Origin of the sequence: Flavobacterium sp. (assembly GCF_035456085.1) — a bacterium.
Classification (GTDB): domain Bacteria; phylum Bacteroidota; class Bacteroidia; order Flavobacteriales; family Flavobacteriaceae; genus Flavobacterium.
In genome coordinates, this window is record NZ_DATIDY010000088.1 from 1 (window position 1) to 19,071 (window position 19,071).

17 protein-coding genes are annotated in these 19,071 nt (G+C 34.1%); 10 read left to right on the forward strand and 7 right to left on the reverse strand.

Annotated elements, in window-relative coordinates:
* Positions 1 to 1,108 (forward strand): ribonucleotide reductase barrel domain-containing protein (locus tag VLC96_RS06615; RefSeq protein ID WP_491700815.1); only part of this gene is annotated, 1,108 nt, incomplete at its 5' end.
* 192 nt (positions 1,109 to 1,300) lie between these two features.
* Positions 1,301 to 1,798, forward strand: a complete 498-nt coding sequence (locus VLC96_RS06620) for a hypothetical protein (protein WP_325261529.1) — start codon at positions 1,301 to 1,303, stop codon at positions 1,796 to 1,798.
* 49 nt (positions 1,799 to 1,847) lie between these two features.
* Here the strand turns inward: VLC96_RS06620 and VLC96_RS06625 are convergent, their stop codons facing one another.
* Together VLC96_RS06625 and VLC96_RS06630 are read right to left on the reverse strand one after the other, a co-directional pair.
* Positions 1,848 to 2,633 carry a hypothetical protein gene (locus VLC96_RS06625; protein ID WP_325261531.1) on the reverse strand — a complete coding sequence of 262 codons (786 nt, stop codon included), beginning with the start codon at positions 2,631 to 2,633 and terminating at the stop codon, positions 1,848 to 1,850.
* Positions 2,634 to 2,888: 255 nt separating this feature from the next.
* Complete coding sequence (locus VLC96_RS06630; protein WP_325261532.1) at positions 2,889 to 4,664, reverse strand: ABC transporter ATP-binding protein; 1,776 nt, start codon at positions 4,662 to 4,664, stop codon at positions 2,889 to 2,891.
* A 123-nt stretch (positions 4,665 to 4,787) separates the two neighbouring features.
* Here VLC96_RS06630 and VLC96_RS06635 point away from each other — a divergent pair, with 123 nt between their 5' ends.
* Both VLC96_RS06635 and VLC96_RS06640 read left to right on the forward strand, forming a co-directional pair.
* Positions 4,788 to 5,075: an ArsR/SmtB family transcription factor gene (locus VLC96_RS06635; RefSeq protein WP_325261533.1), complete on the forward strand. Its 288-nt coding sequence runs from the start codon at positions 4,788 to 4,790 to the stop codon at positions 5,073 to 5,075.
* Between the two features lie 73 nt (positions 5,076 to 5,148).
* On the forward strand, positions 5,149 to 5,895 hold the full coding sequence (locus VLC96_RS06640; RefSeq protein WP_325261535.1) for an SDR family oxidoreductase: 747 nt from the start codon (positions 5,149 to 5,151) through the stop codon (positions 5,893 to 5,895).
* A 94-nt stretch (positions 5,896 to 5,989) separates the two neighbouring features.
* Here the strand turns inward: VLC96_RS06640 and metE are convergent, their stop codons facing one another.
* The gene (gene metE / locus VLC96_RS06645) at positions 5,990 to 8,314 is read right to left on the reverse strand and encodes a 5-methyltetrahydropteroyltriglutamate--homocysteine S-methyltransferase (RefSeq protein ID WP_325261537.1); all 2,325 of its coding nucleotides are present in this window, start codon (positions 8,312 to 8,314) and stop codon (positions 5,990 to 5,992) included.
* 157 nt (positions 8,315 to 8,471) lie between these two features.
* Between metE and VLC96_RS06650 the strand changes: the two genes are divergently transcribed.
* Positions 8,472 to 8,933, forward strand: a complete 462-nt coding sequence (locus VLC96_RS06650) for an Lrp/AsnC family transcriptional regulator (RefSeq protein ID WP_325261555.1) — start codon at positions 8,472 to 8,474, stop codon at positions 8,931 to 8,933.
* A 202-nt stretch (positions 8,934 to 9,135) separates the two neighbouring features.
* Positions 9,136 to 10,473 (forward strand): deoxyguanosinetriphosphate triphosphohydrolase, encoded by a 1,338-nt coding sequence (locus VLC96_RS06655; protein WP_325261539.1) that lies wholly within the window; start codon positions 9,136 to 9,138, stop codon positions 10,471 to 10,473.
* Positions 10,474 to 10,528: 55 nt separating this feature from the next.
* Here the strand turns inward: VLC96_RS06655 and VLC96_RS06660 are convergent, their stop codons facing one another.
* The 3 genes from VLC96_RS06660 to VLC96_RS06670 all read right to left on the reverse strand — a co-directional run bounded on the left by VLC96_RS06660 (position 10,529) and on the right by VLC96_RS06670 (position 15,860).
* The gene (locus VLC96_RS06660; RefSeq protein ID WP_325261541.1) at positions 10,529 to 11,542 is read right to left on the reverse strand and encodes a DUF3078 domain-containing protein; all 1,014 of its coding nucleotides are present in this window, start codon (positions 11,540 to 11,542) and stop codon (positions 10,529 to 10,531) included.
* Positions 11,543 to 11,581: 39 nt separating this feature from the next.
* Positions 11,582 to 13,363 (reverse strand): 1-deoxy-D-xylulose-5-phosphate synthase, encoded by a 1,782-nt coding sequence (locus tag VLC96_RS06665; RefSeq protein WP_325261543.1) that lies wholly within the window; start codon positions 13,361 to 13,363, stop codon positions 11,582 to 11,584.
* A gap of 139 nt (positions 13,364 to 13,502) precedes the next feature.
* On the reverse strand, positions 13,503 to 15,860 hold the full coding sequence (locus VLC96_RS06670) for a mechanosensitive ion channel family protein (protein ID WP_325261545.1): 2,358 nt from the start codon (positions 15,858 to 15,860) through the stop codon (positions 13,503 to 13,505).
* 431 nt (positions 15,861 to 16,291) lie between these two features.
* Here VLC96_RS06670 and VLC96_RS06675 point away from each other — a divergent pair, with 431 nt between their 5' ends.
* The 3 genes from VLC96_RS06675 to VLC96_RS06685 are packed head-to-tail and all read left to right on the forward strand — an operon-like array spanning position 16,292 to position 17,312.
* On the forward strand, positions 16,292 to 16,531 hold the full coding sequence (locus VLC96_RS06675; RefSeq protein WP_325261546.1) for a hypothetical protein: 240 nt from the start codon (positions 16,292 to 16,294) through the stop codon (positions 16,529 to 16,531).
* The gene (locus VLC96_RS06680) at positions 16,528 to 16,821 is read left to right on the forward strand and encodes a type II toxin-antitoxin system RelE/ParE family toxin (protein WP_325261548.1); all 294 of its coding nucleotides are present in this window, start codon (positions 16,528 to 16,530) and stop codon (positions 16,819 to 16,821) included. Before VLC96_RS06675 ends, VLC96_RS06680 begins: the two co-directional genes overlap by 4 nt.
* Positions 16,822 to 16,868: 47 nt before the next feature.
* The gene (locus VLC96_RS06685; protein ID WP_325261550.1) at positions 16,869 to 17,312 is read left to right on the forward strand and encodes a nucleoside deaminase; all 444 of its coding nucleotides are present in this window, start codon (positions 16,869 to 16,871) and stop codon (positions 17,310 to 17,312) included.
* 20 nt (positions 17,313 to 17,332) lie between these two features.
* Here VLC96_RS06685 and VLC96_RS06690 read toward each other — a convergent pair whose 3' ends face one another.
* On the reverse strand, positions 17,333 to 18,295 hold the full coding sequence (locus VLC96_RS06690; protein ID WP_325261552.1) for a family 43 glycosylhydrolase: 963 nt from the start codon (positions 18,293 to 18,295) through the stop codon (positions 17,333 to 17,335).
* A gap of 328 nt (positions 18,296 to 18,623) precedes the next feature.
* On the opposite strand from VLC96_RS06690, the gene VLC96_RS06695 reads away from it, so the two are divergent.
* On the forward strand, positions 18,624 to 19,071 hold a 448-nt coding region (locus tag VLC96_RS06695; RefSeq protein ID WP_325261553.1), incomplete at its 3' end, for a hypothetical protein.

Here is a 19,071-nt window from a genome sequence, read left to right on the forward strand (position 1 = left end):
TGAGGTTGCGGTTTGTAACTTGGCTTCTATTTCTTTACCAATGTTTATAGAGAATGGCACGTTCAATCACCAATTATTATACGATGTAACCAAACGTGTAACTCGTAATCTAAACAGAGTAATCGACAGAAATTATTATCCAGTAAAAGAAGCTGAAAACTCTAATTTGCGTCACAGACCAATCGGACTTGGAGTGCAAGGATTGGCGGATGCTTTCATCATGTTGCGTATGCCTTTTACAAGTGATGAAGCTAAAAAGCTGAATCAGGAAATCTTCGAAACGCTTTATTTTGCGGCTTGTACAGCTTCTATGGAAATGGCAACTGAAGAAGGGCCTTATTCAACTTTTAAAGGTTCTCCAATGTCAAACGGAGAATTCCAACATAACCTTTGGGGATTAAAAGACGAAGAGTTATCAGGAAGATGGGATTGGGCTTCATTGAGAAAAGAAGTAGTTAAAAACGGAGTTCGTAACTCATTATTAGTTGCACCAATGCCAACAGCTTCGACTTCGCAAATTTTAGGAAACAACGAAGCATTCGAACCATATACTTCCAATATTTATACAAGACGTGTACTTTCAGGTGAGTTTATCGTGGTAAACAAACACTTATTAAACGACTTAGTAAGACTTGGATTGTGGAATGAGAATTTGAAACAAGAAATCATGCGTCAAAACGGATCGGTTCAAAACATTGACATCATCCCTCAAGACTTGAAAGAATTGTACAAAACCGTTTGGGAAATGTCTATGAAAGATATAATCGACATGTCTCGCCAAAGAGGATATTTTGTGGATCAATCACAATCATTAAACTTGTTCATGCAAGATGCCAACTATTCAAAACTAACGTCAATGCACTTCTATGCATGGCAATCTGGCTTGAAAACAGGTATGTACTACTTAAGAACCAAAGCTGCAGTTGATGCAATTAAGTTCACATTAAATAATGACAAAAAACAAGAAGTTATTCCAGATTCAAAACCACAGCCAAGACCACTTGAAGCAGTTGAAGTAGATGCTCAAATGACTCCTGAAGAATACAGAGCAATGATTGAATTAGCAAAAAATGCTGGTCCAGATGAATGTGAAATGTGTGGGTCATAATTATTGCAAGTAATAAAGCAATCACGTAAATATTAGAAAATTGCCGTTCTCCTAAAATCTAAAGGAGAACGGTTTTTTTATGGGAGCTAATTTTAGTAAATTCTCTTTCAATACTTTGATGGTGCATCATAGAAAAATCCCTTTTTTTATCAATTAATAACTAAATTTGAAAATACTAAATCTAGGGTTATTATGAAAAAGTTGATTTTTACTTTGTTTATTTTTTTATGCGTTATGTTTTCTTCAAATGCACAAACGTATACGACCTCCGATGAATTTTACTCCTACTTAAATAGCATTTTAAAAGATAAAAACAATAAGAATATTGAATTGGTTGGAACTAACTATGGCGCTATGAATAGTAAGTTTCATTGGAATGCCAAATTAAAAAGAGACGGAAATAAAATAGCAATTCAGTATAACACTCAAAAACCAGAAGAGGAAGATTTGGTCGTAATGAAATTGGATACCACTTTTGTAACTACGCAGAAAAGATTGATTGAAAAATTTAAAAAAGAAATAAATGCTGGTAAATCAAGACCTGTTTATTATGAAGAGATAATTAAAGTCACTGTAAACACAGAACATTCCAACAAAGAATTTACGTTGAAAAGAGCTGATGGTTTATCTTTTTTGCTGAGATATAATAAGTCTTTTGAGCAATATTATAAAGAAAAAGGAGAGAAGTAAACGAGTTGCAATTGCGTTGAATATTCTTAATGGCTTAATTAATTGTTTGTCAAAATTTAAATCCAATTTTCATATTAGCACCAAAAGTGGTCACATCGTAGAAAAAGCGATCCTCTCCGCTTCCAGTTTCGTAATCCATATTTATCATGCGATAACCTATAGAAGTTTGGATTTTTTTGGATAAATTATAAATGATATCAGCCTGTGCTTGATAGGCAAAATCGGAGCCTACTCCAAATCCTCCAATATCTGCTCTAATATGAAATAGCCATTTGTTATAAGGAATTTGTACGCGAGTAACCAATATTGGATCTAGCCAAGTGTTTGGTATTTTTTTGTTTCTATTTTGAGTACCTCCTCCTATTTGACTTATATTTAAATCCAGCTCGTTGGTTATATTATTCAGTCTTGTTCCTGCACCAACTTCTAACCAGGGATTAAGTTGATACAAACCTGCAAGTTCCCAAGCCAATTGAGAAATATGCACTTCTCCGGACTTAACGACATCTATATTTTTTACACCTTCAGTCAAATGCATATAAACTAAATCAGAATTGATTGCCCATTTTCCTTTTTTTGCTTCAAGAAATAGCATGGCTGCCAAATGAAGATGACTGAAAATATCTTTTGGATCTACATCTAGTTCTGCATTTGGCAAAGAGCCTAAACCAACAGTTCCTGTCATATTTGGAAATAAAACATAAGGCTGAACTAAGTAGTGCCATTTTTTATTTGCGGGAACAGTATCTTGTGCAGTTGTCTTCCAAACCAAAAAAAAGCAACAGAAACAAAGACATAAAATCAATGGGGACTTGAAGTTCTTTTTAGTTTTCATATTTTTTTGATTTTGATTTGTAAACTATTTTTCAGGGCGAAATTCTCTTATCTAATTTAGGTAATTTTTTAATTCAAATTACTGTTTTTTAAATAGTTAGACAAAAGCGAATCTAAAACTTAAGTTTTGGATTTTTTAGACTTCGTTAAATTATAATTCTTAAAAATAAAATAAGGTTGTTCCAAAAAAGTGAAACAACCTTATTTTATTTACACTATCGAAAAAAGTGACTCGTTACAATTTGTATAAAGTCTTCTAGCTGGAGAGTGTAGAAATAGTAGCATTGTTTCTTTCACCAATTTGTTGTCTCCACATCGCATAATACAAGCCTTTTTCGTCTAATAAATCTTCATGTTTTCCTTGCTCGATGATTTCCCCTTGTTCCAAAACAAATATTTTATCAGCATGCATGATAGTTGATAAACGGTGTGCGATCAAAACTGTAATTTGATCTTGCTTAGAAGATATGCTTCGAATGGTTTTAGTGATTTCTTCTTCAGTAATAGAATCTAACGCCGAAGTTGCCTCATCGAAAAGCAATAAATGCGGATTTCTAAGCAACGCCCTGGCAATAGACAGACGTTGTTTCTCTCCTCCAGAAACTTTTATTCCGCCTTCGCCAATAGTAGTGTAAATTCCGTTTTCGGCACGGGCTAATAGATTTTGACAAGCTGATTTTTGCAAAACATCATTGATTTCTTCATCGGTTGCATCTGGTTTTACAAACAATAAGTTGTCTTTTATCGTTCCCGAAAACAATTGAGCATCTTGGGTTACAAAACCTAATTGCTGTCTTAATTCGGTAAGGTCAATGTCTTTAGCATTTTTTTCATTATAAAAAATAGCTCCTTCGGCTGGATTGTACAAACCAACGAGCATTTTTACCAAAGTAGTTTTTCCGCTTCCAGATGGACCAACAAAAGCAATGGTTTCACCGGCTTTGGTATCAAACGAGATATTTTTTACGGCATAGGTACTTGCACTTTGATGTTTGAAAGAAATATTTTCAAAACGTAAATGATTAATTGCTCCAATGGTTTTAGGATTTTTTGGAATTACTTCGCTTTCAGAATTCATTAAACTAGCAAAATTATCCATTGATGCTTTGGTTTCATTATAAGTTGCAATCACATTGCCAAGTTCTTGTAGTGGATTAAATAAAAAGAACGAAAAGAACATTAGGGTAATTAAATCGCCCGGTTTGATAATCCCTTTAAAAATGAACATGTAGAGTGCAAAAACCAAAGCAGTTCGCATAAAATGAACCGTGGTTCCTTGTATGAAACTCAACGAACGAATGAAACGCACTTTTTTGAGTTCCAGTCCTAGGATTTTAATCGTTGTTGTGTTTAATCGGTTAACTTCCTGTTCGGTTAATCCTAAACTTTTAACCAACTCAATATTTCGTAAAGATTCGGTTGTAGCTCCAGCCAGAGCGGTTGTTTCGCCTAAAATTTCTTTGGAAACCTTTTTGATTCTTTTTCCTAAAAATGAACTAACAAAGGCAATCACAGGAACAGTTATCAAAAATATTGGTCCCAATAGCCAATGAATACTTACAGCATAAACGACCACAAATACAATCCCAACAATAGATTGAAAAATTAATGAAATAGCAAGTGTGATGAATTTTTCACAGTCAATTTTTACCTTCTGAAGTTTGCCTAAAGTTTCTCCAGAGCGTTGATCTTCAAAATCCTGATAAGGCAATTGCAAAGCTTTTTGAATTCCGTCCGTGTACATTTGTGCACCTGTCCTTTGAATAATGATATTGGTGAAATAATCCTGAAAATTTTTGGTAATTCTTGAAACCATTGCGGCTCCAAGAGATAATGCCAGCCAACCCAAAACGGCTTTGATAAATGTGTATTGATTATTGTGAAAATTAGCTACTCCAACACCGCATTCGTTCAGTAATTTACCAATGATAATCGAATCAAACATCGAAAAACATTGGTTGATTGTAGCTAAAAAAAGAGCGATATATAAAAGCGTTTTGTGGGTTTTGATATAGTCGTATAGAATTTTCATAGTGAATATTTTAAGGGAATAATTCAATTAAAAAGAATTGGAGGGATTTAAAGTCTGCACAAATTTAAAAGATAAATATCGAAATATTTCGATATATCCAAAAAATATTTTTACATTTGCCCCATGATTCCAAGTTTAACCATAAAACAAGTAGAAAAAATCTCAAAAGCTTTGGGCGATCCATATCGTTTAAAGATAATGAAGATTGTTGGCAAAAATGAAAGTTGCACGCAATGTTGTGATGTTTCTGCCGAGTTTAATTTGGCACAATCAACTATGTCACATCATATAAAACAATTGATAGATGCTGATTTATTAATTGCTAATAAAGAAGGACGTAACTTGAAATTTATGATAAACAAAGAAATTTGCTCAGCTTATGCCAGCTATATTTCCAATCTTGCAGTTTAGCTTTTTTTTAATAAAAAACATCGAAATATTTAGATATTTAAATACTTAAAACAATCAAATTATTATAAAAACTATGAAAAAATTACACAACAAAGTAGCCGTTATTATAGGAGGGAATAGTGGAATAGGACTGGCAACGGCCAAATTATTTGCTCAACAAGGCGCCAAAGTGGCGATAACGGGACGTAATAAAAAAACAATTGACGAAGCGGTTTTCGAAGTTGCAAATGGTACAATTGGTTTGGTAAGTGATATATCAGATTTAAACAGTATCGATTCGACTTACGGAACAGTAAAAGATACTTTCGGGAAAATTGATGTTTTGGTCGTAAATGCTGGGATATTAATTGCAGCTCCATTTGCTGATTACACCGAAGAAATGTTTGATCAAACTAATGATATTAATTTCAAGGGAGTTTTCTTTTCGATTCAAAAAGCCTTGCCACATTTAAATGATGGCGCTTCTGTAATAATTACCGCATCTACGGTAGTTCATAAAGGTTTTGTGTCAACGGCTGCTTATTCTGCTTCTAAAGCTGCAGTTCGTTCATTGGCAAGAACTTTATCTGCCGAATTATTGGATAGAAATATTCGAGTGAATGTGCTTTCGCCTGGACCAATTGATACGCCAATATTTTCAAGAGGTGCTACTGAAGAACAAGCTAACGCAACCAAAACGCATCTTGCTTCAGGAATTCCTGCAAAACGTTTAGGCACTTCAGAAGAAATAGCCGAAGGATTCCTTTATTTAGCTTCTGATGATTCTAAGTTTATGATAGGAGGAGAGTTGTTGTTGGATGGAGGAGCAGCAACCTTATAATTATTAATTCAATATAAATATAAAAGGCTTCAATTACGAAGCCTTTTTGTTTTTTAATGCTAACAAAATGAATGAATAATTCTCAAATATATTTTTAAAACGTTACAATATCTTCAACAGCAACACGCATCTTCTTAGCCGCAGCCACCATTTCAATCAATGCTTTTTTGGTTTCTTCCCAATGACGAGTTTTCAAACCACAATCGGGATTTACCCATAACTGATTGGCAGGAATTACGGCACTAGCTTTTTTTAGTAAATGAATCATTTCTTCATTGGATGGAACTCGTGGCGAGTGAATATCATACACTCCGGGACCAATTTCGTTTGGATATTTAAAATCGGCAAAGGCATCCAACAATTCCATTTGCGAACGTGAACATTCGATAGTGATAACATCAGCATCCATATCAGCAATGTTTTGAATGATGTCATTAAATTCACTGTAGCACATGTGTGTGTGAATTTGTGTATCATCAGCAACACCACTAGCAGAAATTCGGAAAGCTTTTATTGCCCAGTCCAAATACTTCGCCCATTCTTCTTTGCGTAAAGGCAATCCTTCTCTAATGGCCGGTTCGTCAATCTGAATGATTTTGATTCCTGCTTTTTCCAAATCCAGGACTTCATCACGAATTGCCAAAGCAATTTGAGTACAAGTTTCAGAACGTGGCTGATCATCACGAACAAACGACCATTGCAATATAGTAACAGGACCTGTTAACATCCCTTTTACCCATTTTGGTGTCAGGGATTGTGCAAATTTTGCCCACTTTACAGTCATAGGAGTTGGGCGAGAAACATCACCATAAATAACAGGTGGTTTTACACAACGGCTACCGTAACTTTGTACCCAACCGTTTTTGGTAAATGTAAATCCGTCCAATTGTTCACCGAAATATTCAACCATATCGTTGCGTTCAAATTCTCCATGAACCAAAACGTCGATTCCGGTTTCTTCCTGAAAACGAATAGTTTCTTCGGTTTCTTTTTCAAGTAGCGCATCATATTCGATTTGAGATAATTCTCCTTTTTTAAATTTGGCTCTCCAACTTCTTACTTCTGCTGTTTGCGGAAACGAACCAATTGTTGTAGTTGGAAATAAAGGTAATTGCAATGCTTCGGCTTGTTTTTTTCTTCGAATGTCAAAAGTGTTATGTCTTTTGGAATCTGATTCAACAATTGCAGCAACTCTGTTTTTTACTTTTTCGTTATGAATTAATTTTGAAGTTTTTCGGTTTTCATTCGCAACTGTATTTTCAATAAATTTCAATGATGTCGATGTCTTTTGTTCATTTGTTGCAAAAGATTTCAAAAGAGCTATTTCCTGAATTTTTTGTTTCGAAAAAGCCAGCCATTGCTTGATTTCTGGAGTTAATGTTTCGTCATTGGTTTCTAAATCCAAATCGCAAGGCGAATGAATCAACGAACAGGATGGAGCAATCAAAATTCTGTCAGATCCCAAAGCACTAACCGCTTTTTCAATAAGTGCTAATGATTTTTGGAAATCATTTTTCCAAATATTTCTTCCATCAACAACTCCCAAAGAAAGATTTACATTATTTTTCAATTTCCCTGATTCCAAAATATCATCCAATTGCAGAGGACAACGCACTAAATCCAAATGCAAAGTATCAACTGGTAATGCCAAAACAGTGTCAATATTCTCTCCAAAACAATCAAAATAATTTGCCAGAATTATTTTTAGAGAAGGGAATTTCTGGTTGATTTCGTTGTAAACATAAGTAATGGCATTACGCTCTTTGTCAGTCAAATTCAATGCTAAGAAAGGTTCGTCAAATTGAATATTTGTTGCGCCTTCTAATTCTAACTTAGTTAAAATTTCAAAATAAACAGGCAATAATTTTTCGATTAAATCAATTCTATGGAAACCTTCCTCTTTTTCTTTTCCCAATAATAAATACGAGACAGGTCCTATAAGTACAGGTTTTGTAATAATTCCAAGATTTTTGGCTTCTATAAATTCGGCAATCACTTTAGTCGAAAATAATTCAAATTTCTGATTTTTAGTAAACTCAGGAACGATATAATGGTAATTGGTATCAAACCACTTGGTCATTTCCATTGCTACCAAATCTTGTGCATTTTTTTGAGTGCCACGCGCCATTGCAAAATACAAATCAAGCGAGTTGTTTGTTCTTGAAAACTCCTGATAACGCTCAGGAATTGCCCCCAGTGTAAGCGTCAAATCCAATACTTGATCGTAAAAAGAAAAATCATTTGACGGAATCAAATCAATCCCATTTTCGGCTTGCAGCTGCCAGTTTTGCTTTCTTATTGCGGAGCCAGTGGTTAAAAGTTCTTCAGCAGTAATTTTTCCTGCCCAATACAATTCATTGGCTTTTTTCAATTCTCTGTTACTGCCAATTCTTGGATAACCTAAATTATTTGTCTTCATTTTTTTATCAGTATTTATTTCTATTCAAAGGTATTATATTGATAAAATAAACTTAGATTTGTATGTTAGTTCAGTAAAATAATATATTATTATATTGATTGACAGTAATTAATTTTGATTACAACTTAAAATGGCAACTTTAGCCGTAAAAATAACTATGGAAAATATTGATAGTATCGATTTACAAATCCTAAAACACCTGCAAGACAACTCCAATATCAACATAAAAGAGCTCGCCAGCAAATTATTTTTGACAGTAACTCCCGTTTATGAGCGTATTAAAAGATTGGAACGCGATGGTTACATCATGAAATATGTGGCTTTATTGGACAAGAAAAAACTCAATCTTGGCATGACCGTTTTCTGCAATGTCCGACTAAAAGAACATGCGAAAAACGTTGGAAGCAATTTTGTCAAAGACATCGTCGCGCTTCCAGAGATCATAGAATGCTACAACATTGCCGGCGATTACGACTTTATGCTCAAAATTTTGGTCGAAGACATGTCCAGTTATCAGGATTTCGTAATGAACAAACTTTCTACAATCGAAAATATTGGTAACACCCAAAGCGTCTTCGTCATGGGCGAAATCAAGCACAGCACAGCATTGGCAATTTAAAAAACAATTAGGGCGTGACCCCGTTGCACTAAGGGGCTTACTTTTAGGATCGCTTATACAGCCCCTTAGCGCAACGGGGTCGGGCTATCCGCACTACTTCGGTAGTTTGCTTCTATCCCTCACGCGGGCAGACAACAACTTTAGAGATAGCTAAAAATCATAAAATAAAATGTATTTTTGGTCTTTAAAATCATAAATCACAATGAACTGGGAACAATTATTATCACTAAAAAGACAAGGTGACAAAGGAAAAAGATTGCGAATTGAGCAAGACGATACCCGTTTGGGTTTCGAAGTAGATTATGACCGAATCATATTCTCCTCAGCCTTTAGAAGTTTACAGGATAAAACCCAGGTAATTCCGCTTTCTAAAACTGATTTTGTGCACACGAGATTAACACATAGTTTGGAAGTTTCGGTAGTGGGACGTTCGTTGGGAAGATTGGTTGGGAAAAAAATCATCGAAAAACACCCGCACTTAAAAGAAGTTCACGGTTACCAAATGAACGATTTTGGAGCTATAGTTGCCGCTGCTTCATTAGCCCATGATATTGGAAATCCTCCTTTTGGACATTCAGGCGAAAAAGCGATTGGCGAATATTTTTCAATTGGAAACGGATTAAAATACAAAGACCAACTATCTCCAAAAGAATGGCAAGACTTAATTGATTTTGAAGGAAACGCCAACGGATTTTCAGTTTTGAACAGTTCCCGTCCAGGAGTAGATGGCGGAATCAGACTTTCGTATGCAACTCTAGGTGCATTTATGAAATACCCAAAAGAAAGTTTGCCTAAAAAACCAACCAAAAATATAGCCGACAAAAAATATGGCTTTTTTCAAACTGATAAAGAATTCTTTCAGGAAGTCGCTGCTGAAATGGGAATGATTGCCAATAAAGGCGGAGATGACATAGGTTTTGAACGTCATCCGCTTGCTTATTTGGTAGAAGCAGCCGATGACATTTGCTACACTATTATTGATTTTGAAGACGGAATTAATTTAGGCTTGGTGTCGGAGGATTTTGCGTTAGAATATTTGATAAAATTGGTAAAAGATAGCATTGATACGTCTAAATACAAAACATTAGAAACCAAAGAAGACAGAATCAGTTATTTGCGAGCTTTGGCAATTGGGAGTTTAATCAATGATGCGGTAAAGGTTTTTGTTGAAAACGAAGAAGCGATTATGAGAGGTGAATTTCCTTTCTCCTTGACAGATAAAAGCAAATATAAAGCCCAAATGGACGATATTATTAACATTAGCGTCAAAAATATTTATCAAAGTAGGGAAGTAGTCGAAAAAGAAATTGTTGGATATCAAATCATCCAGACTTTATTAGACAAATTCATTACGGCATTCAACAATAAGGCCGATGGAAATTTGTCAAATTACGATACACTAATATTGAAAATGTTGCCTGAAAAACATCAATTAGCAAAAGAGAATCTTTATGAAAGATTGCTTCATATTTGTCATTTTGTTTCTATGCTTACTGATGGAAATGCTTTGTTGTTTTACAAAACTATTAAGGGATATTAGTCTTCTTAATTAAATGAAAAAAAAGAGAGTCTATACAGGCTCTCTTTTTTATGTTTTAAAACGCGTATTCAACACCAATTCCTAGTACTTGTTTTAATTGTACTTTGGAGCCTTTATTAACCTTTACCCCATTTTCTTCTTTGATAACATCAATATCTTCATCATAAACTAAATTGAATCCAACATTAGCTTTGACATATTCATTTACTTTTAAAAACGAATAACATTGCCAATCGACATCAATATTCCCGAAATTATGTAGATAATCAGTGTATAATGTCAAACGGTTTTTTAGTACGATATTGGTAAATATCTCTTTTTCAAAAGAAGAAGTGATTAAAATACCAAGTTCAGTTTTGGATTTTTCTCCTTCAGCAATTAAATTTCCCTGTTCATCATAAACCGCCTTTTTTACACCATAAGCACCAGCATTGGCAAGTGTTTGGTCAAGTACCATTGTGCTTTTTAGAGTTAAAGGCGATAAGTACATATTAAAATTATATGGTTTGTAAAAATACTCAGATCCAATACCTAAGAAGGCATATGCCGGAGCAAATGGTTTCGAAATAGGATTTTCGGTATTTGGATAACTATATCCATTAGTGAATTGAGTATTAAAGTTAAATTTCGCCGAATGATACCAATTTGACCTGGGATTGGTTCTTAAACCGTAAGTAGAATTGAGCTTGAATGCATCGTCTGTTTTTCTGAGTTCAATGCCTTCTTGTTTATTCAAACCATATCGGATAAACATTTCGTTGGACCAAACTTGATAATCATCTTTGTACTCATATTTAAAATCTCCTCTGATGAGTCCTGTTATAGCACTTGTTCCTCCAGCACTCCAGTTTACAAATGCGATTTCAGAAATATCAATTCCTGCAACGTTTTTGTGTTTCCAATAAGTAATGGTGTCTGGTTTGGCCGTAATAATGACATTGGATGGTTCTTTATTGGTTTTTGTGGTAGCAGTTGTGTCTGCCTTACTGGTAATTATCTTTATTTGTGAGAAACCACAAACAGATAAAAGTAAAAATAAAGCTATAAAGAATTTGCTGAAAAAAGTCATAATAAAAGCTGAGGTATTTGGTGCGCAAAATAGCTAATTTCAATAACTTGAGAAAATTATTTTCAAACTATCAACGGAAATTCCACAATATTGTTGTAATTCGTTAACAGAACCTTGCTCGATAAAAATATCCGGAATTCCCAAAATTTGTACTTTAGAATTGTAATTATGAGTTGCTGCAAATTCCAGAATGCTACTTCCAAAACCACCTTTTATAGTTCCGTCTTCAACAGTAATTATATTTTCAAATTGATTAAATATGGTGTGTAGTTCTACTTCATCCAAAGGCTTGATAAAAGCAAAGTCATAATGCGCAAAATTTTCAGAATGTTCTATTGCTAAAAGAGCTGAGCTAACATTATTGCCAATGGTACCAGAAGATAGAATGGCTGTTTTTGTTCCGTTTTTAAGTAGTTTTGCTTTTCCAATTTCAATTGATTCGTATTTTCCCAAATATGTTTTTTCCCAATCTTCTGTTACACCTCTGCCGCGAGGATAACGGATAGCGATAGGATGGTTCAGGCCTAATTGAGCAGTATATAAAATATTTTGTAATTCAATTTCATTAAGAGGGGCGTGAATTATCATATTTGGGATGCAACGCAAATAAGCCAAATCAAATACGCCATGATGTGTTGCTCCATCTTCGCCAACTAAACCTGCTCTGTCCAAACAGAATATCACAGGTAAATTCTGTAAAGCTACATCGTGAATCAGTTGGTCATAGGCTCTTTGTAAAAAGGTCGAATAAATATTGCAATACACAATCATTCCCTGAGTTGCCATTCCTGCTGCCAATGTTACTGCGTGCTGTTCAGCGATTCCTACATCAAAAGCTCGTTTTGGAAAAACATCCATCATAAATTTCAATGAACTTCCTGATGGCATTGCCGGTGTTATTCCGACAATTTTTTCGTTCTTTTTAGCCAAATCTAAAACGGTTAATCCAAAAACATCTTGATATTTTGGAGGTAAATGATCCTCTTGCTTCGGAATAATTTCGCCAGTTGAAGCGTCAAATTTACCCGGAGCGTGATATTTTACCTGATTTTCTTCGGCCTGTTGCAAACCTTTTCCTTTGGTAGTAATCAGGTGTAAAAACTTTGGCCCTTTTATTTTTTGTAAACGTTTCAATTCTTTTATTACAGCAAAAATATCATTGCCGTCAATTGGTCCGGAACAATTAAAATTCAGTGACCGAATCATATTATTTTGCTTCGGATTTTTTCCTTCTTTTATCGCAGTAAAATAATTTTTGAGAGCTCCCACGCTTGGATCAATTCCGATAGCATTGTCATTGAGAATTACCAATAAATTGGCATCGGTAACTCCGGCATGATTTAATCCTTCAAAAGCCATTCCCGAAGCGATTGAAGCATCGCCAATTACCGCAATGTGTTGTTTTTCGTAATCACCTTTTAGATTGGAAGCAATTGCCATTCCCAAAGCAGCTGAAATTGAAGTAGAGGAGTGGCCTACGCCAAAAGCATCGTAGCTACCTTCGCTTCTTCTTGGGAAACCCGATATACCATTCAATTGACGATTGGTGTAGAAAATTTCTCTTCTTTCGGTCAAAATTTTATGACCATAAGCCTGATGTCCTACATCCCAAATCAAAACATCTTCGGGCGTATTAAAGACATAATGCAAAGCAATTGTAAGTTCTACAACACCAAGGCTAGCGCCTAAATGACCTTCTTTTACAGCAACAATCCCAATAATGAAATCTCGCAATTCTTGTGCTAATTGCGGAAGTTGGGTTTCATCGAGTTTTCGTAAATCGATTGGACTATAGATGGTTTGAAGTAAGTTGCTTTTCATTATTGGTTAAAAAGCAAATTTACGGTTTTAAAGTTAAATTTTGTCACCTTCATAAATAGTAATTCCTTTGATTTCGATAGTATCAATCTTGGTTTCTGCTTTACTGCTGATGAATGATTTTTTAACGATATAAGTTTTATTACGATGATTTGATCTGAAGATTTATTCCTGCCTCAGTCAAAACCGTTTTTACATTATTCATAGTTTCTGTACGAACTTCATTAGCCTGAGACAAATCAGCAACCCAAAATAAAGTTTTCAAAGTAACTGCATATTCACCAAAATCCTGAATAATAACGTTGGGTTTAGGTGCTGTCAAAACCTTTTCGTTTTGGGCTAATTTTTCGCTAATTAATTTACGTGCCATTTCAACATCAGTAGAATAAGGAACTCCAATAGTAAACTCAATGCGTCTGCTTCTGTCCTGCATTGTCCAGTTGATTAAATGCTGAGACAATAAATCGCCATTGGGCACAATAATATCCGAACCTTCAGCACTGTGTATTTTACTGGAACGCACACCGATTTCTTTGACCACACCAGATTTATTACCAATTTCAATTTGATCCCCAATTTGAATCGGGCGCTCAAAAGCTATGATTATTCCCGAAACCAAGTTGTTTACAACATTTTGCAAACCAAAGCCAATACCAACTCCCAACGCACCAAGCATAATCGAAAGTTTATCAATTGGAATGCCAGCTGCAGCCACAGCAATAAAAAAACCAACCGTCCAGATTGCTAAACGAATTAGCAACATCATCGAATTCAGACCACTTCTTTTTCCAGTCGAAGTGGATTGTTCTCTAAAGAAAAAGCTAATAAAACCTGAAATAATAGACGATAGCCAAAGGATAAAGATAAATATCGCAATGCTTAAAAAAGTAAATTTAAAACTTCCAATGCTTCTTGTTTCATTAAAAAAAGTAGCACAAGAACTCATCAAAAGATCATAGAAAGTAATATTTCTTGCAAAACCAATAATAAATATCACCGCTGCCAACAGCCATAAATACTTAATAAGGCTATGCTGAAGTTCTTTGAAATTAATAAAATCCGAAAATCGGCTTGATCGATACGCTTCAGTTTGCATATAAATAGCTTCTACGATCACAGTACAAAAGACTTTCAGAGTAACCCCCAACACTAAACATTGCACCGCACTAACACCAAATATTTTGGATAGTGATAATCGTCCGGTCAAATTAAATGCCAATGACAAAACGACCTGCACAATGCTAAAAATAATCAAAGCTTTAGTCGCAATAGAAGGTTCTATACCAATCCATAGACTGTTTTTACTCTTAATAATTTTAACGCACAAAAACAAAAAGACGATCCCCACTATAAATAAAGCCCAACGTTCTCCAAAAGCTGGGTCAAGTAAAACATCATCAATTGCATAAAAAATCCAAATCGCAAATACCGAAAACCACATCATTTTACCCTGTTGAGTCAAAAATGGTAAAATCAATAAGGAGAGCAATACAAGACGAATCAATTCAATAGTATGCAAAAGTGACATAGTTGGATTGCCAAACAGGAATGGCAAATAAGTAAAAAAGCTAAATAACGACCCAACAATCACACTTTTATTCAAAAACTTTACCTGCGCTAAAATGGATTCTGAATCATCCATTTTTTTAATCCTGCGTTTATTTGATGTCATCCAGGCTGTTATACCGACAAATAACAAAAGACTGAAAAAAACAATATTTATTTTACCTTTCAAATAAATCATCAAAATCTTTCCCGAACGCTGCAATGCTTTTATAACATTATCAAAAAAAGAATTTTCATATTCGCTCGATTTTGCCGAAAAAAGAGGGGATTCTTCCTGCGACCACATATTTATCTTTTTTGAAATGGATAAATAAACCATATCCGATGATAAATCTTGAGTTTGAAACAAATTAATCGAAACTCGGCTGGTCAATAAGTTTAGTTTGGCCAACGTCTTTTTCTGTAATTTGTTGAGTTGTTTAGCCTCAGTTAACACATCTGTCAGTTGTGTTCTTAATATAGAATCTTCTAACTGAATATGTAATTCCGGATCATTTAGAATTTTTTTTAGTTCCTCATTCTTTTTGGTTAATTCATCACTGTAGCCCGAAACAGTTCTCTTGTAAGAAGCTAAATTTTCAGATATTTCTTTTAGCAAAATAACAGAGCTGTTAAGGCTGCGTAAATTTGCTTTTTTTCCTCGCTTTTCAAATCGTTTCTTAAAGCCTTTTATTCTTCTTTCAATATCCGGCAAAGCATTTTCAATAGCAGAAACATCATAACCTCTTTGAAGTAAAAATCGGCTTCTGTCTATCGTAAAATTGTAGGTTTCAATTTTACCAATCAATATTGGCACTTTACTTTCGTCTAACTCGGTTGTTGTAGTAGTTGTAGCTTCTTGTTTGGGCTGTGCAATGACTTTCTGAGAAACCAGAAATACAACGGAGCAAAGAAAAATGGTGATGGTATTTTTTAAAAGGCCTTTTAAAAACATATAAGTAGGAATATAAGTTTAACTAGTTATTTAGCTATTAAAAACGATAAATGCTAAGAAAATTCAAAGTTATAATTTTAAAAATTGATATTTTCATATTCGAATGATTTAAACATTTATTTTAAGGTTTAATAATTGTCATTTGGGCAAGACCACATTTAGGAAAAGGGGCTTAATCCACGATGCGCTTATTCGCCCCTTTCCCTAAATGCGGTCGGGCTATCCATGTTACTTCGGTAACTTATTTCTATCCCTCTTGCGGGCTTTAGGTTTCAAAATATATTTATACTTGAAAATTCTAGTCATAATTTTTTAATAGTAATAAGAAGAAATAGAATATCAAGTGTACAAATTGAATGCTTATTTTTGTATTGAAGATAAATGTTCCATAGGCGAATTATTTTATAACTTTGAAGTAAATCTTGATAATAATGAATGTAGAATCCCAACGTAGAAATATTGTACACAGAATATTAGATATTGAAAATGTACAATTACTTAATAAAATAGAAAAGTTGCTTAATGACGATATTTATGCATATTCAACTGATGGTAAACCATTATCTGTGAAGGAGTACGAAAATCATTTGAATGAAATTATCAAGCTTTCAGATGCTGGAGAAATTGGTTATACAACTGAAGAAGCCAGAAAAAAAATAGTAAAAAAATGAGGCCAGTTGTCTGGTCTCCAAACGCTATCGACTCTATTCAGAATTGTTATAATTATATTTTTACCAAAAGTCCTCAAAATGCTAATTTGGTTGTTGAAACTTTATTTGATTTAGGAGAAAAGCTAAACGTATATCCCGAAAAAAATCCAATAGAACCTTTATTTAATTTGGAAGAAATTAGATTTTTTCCTAAATGGAATTTTAAAATAGTGTACAGAATAGAGGAAAATAGAATTTATATTCTGGATGTTTTTTCAACTTATCAAAATCCTAAAAATTTCAAATTATAGTTTTGTAAATTATAAATTTGTAATTGTTAATAGCACTCAAAAATCGCATGATAAACCCTTTCACCGACGAATACTTCATGAAAAAAGCTTTGCAAGAAGCTGAAATGGCTTTTGATAAAGGCGAAATCCCCGTTGGAGCAGTTATCGTTATTGCGGATAAAGTAATTGCAAGAAGTCATAATTTGACAGAAATGCTAAACGACGTTACCGCCCATGCCGAAATGCAGTCCATTACCGCAGCCGCTAATTTCCTAGGTGGAAAATACCTTAAAGATTGCACGCTCTATGTAACAATTGAACCTTGTCAAATGTGTGCCGGAGCTTTGTATTGGAGTCAGATTTCTAAAATTGTTTTCGGTGCTCGTGACGAAAATCGCGGATTTATTACAATGGGAACTAAATTGCATCCAAAAACTACCGTAGTTTCCGGAGTTATGGCCAATGAAGCAGGCGATTTAATGAAGCGTTTTTTTGCTTCTAGGAGAAAATAAATGGATGCTAAATTAGTTTTTTAACGAAATGAATTCCCCACACCAGCATCGGTTCTTTTAATTTTTTGGATAGTTCCATCTTCGTTAAAAAACAAGTTTTCGGCACATACTTTACGTTGTTTTTCGCCACATTCAGATTTGTTTTCGACCCATCTGTGGTAAAATAAAACCCATTTTCCTTTGAATTCTACTATAGAATGATGGTTGTTGCTTTCGCCTTCTGCATCCATAATCACACCTTGATATTTCCAAGGTCCTACTGGCGATTTTGAGGTGTAATATGTTAAGATTCTATTGTCCTCTGGCATAGTATAATAGTAAGTGTCTTTTCTTTTAAAAACCCATGGACCTTCTCTTTTTGGTTTGTAACCGCCCATATCCATCGATTGAATATCGCCTTTGATACTAAGAAAATCATCGGCCAATTTTGCTACTAAATAATCGCCTCCACCATTAAAATAAATATATCCTTTTCCATCATCATCCACAAAAAGGCAAGGATCATTCGCATAAGGTTTTGTCCAGAGTGGTTTGCCAATGGCATCTTTAAAAGGTCCTGTTGGAGAATCGCTTACTGCAATTCCAATTCCCATCCATTTGGTGCTTTTTTTAGGATTTGTACGGTCTTTAAAACCATTTCCTGCTGGAAAACAAAAATAATATTTGCCGTTTTTATAAGCACAGTCTGGTGCCCAAGCAAAATTATCTGCCCATGAAAGATCATTAACTGATAAACAAGCACCATGGTCTGTCCAGTTTACTAAATCACTAGATGAAAAGACATGCCAGTCTTTCATAAAAAAATCTTTCTGACATTCTTCATCGTGCGAAGTATATAAATACATTTTGCCGTCTTTCCAAACATGACCTGAAGGATCAGCTGTTAATATATTATTGCCCAAGTTAAGTGGGTTTTGACAATAGCCATTAGCAAATAAAACCAGAAAAAATAGTATATATTGGAAATGAAAAGTTTTGTTCATCAGATATGAATTTATTAGGAAGACCGAATTTATGAAAATATTTTTAGCATAAGAAAAAGCAAACCTATATTTTGAATCTAATGCGTATTATCTATTAAAAATTGGCAGATGTTTTTATCAAAATGGCCTCGTCGTTTGCAAACAGTTTTTTGTTATAAAAGAGAAAATAATTTACCAAAAAATATTTTTTAAAAACGGAAAATTCTTCTTAAAATAATTAAATAAAAATATACTTTTACTGTAATATAATGAGGGCTTTTATAGTTGTGCCTTAAACTGTAAAAAGTGATTATTTCTCTAATTTGTAACCCATTAACTCTAAATAAAAGTGAAAACAAAAGGATTGATTTTCGTATTTTGTGTGTTTTTTTTGTTTCAAGGTTGTAGTAAAAAATCAGCCGCTGATTTTAATTCTGATTTTTCATTATTTAAAGAGTATATAGTCAGTTTTACGGGGGGAATAGTCTCGGCGCAATCTGATATTCGTGTGGTTTTGGCTTTTGATAAAAATTGGAAAGTCAACGAGGTTTTAGACGACGATTTGTTTGATATCTCTCCAAATGTACATGGAAAAGTAGTGGCACTGTCAAGCAATACCATCGCTTTTATTCCCGAAAAAAAGCTGGAATCGGGCACCGCATATCAAGTGACTTTGCATTTGGATAAACTCAATCCAAAAGTTGCCGAAAAGCACAAAGAACTTTCCGAATTTAATTTTACAGTAAAAACCATCAAGCAGGATTTTATTGTGAACACGCTCGATATTCAGTCGTATA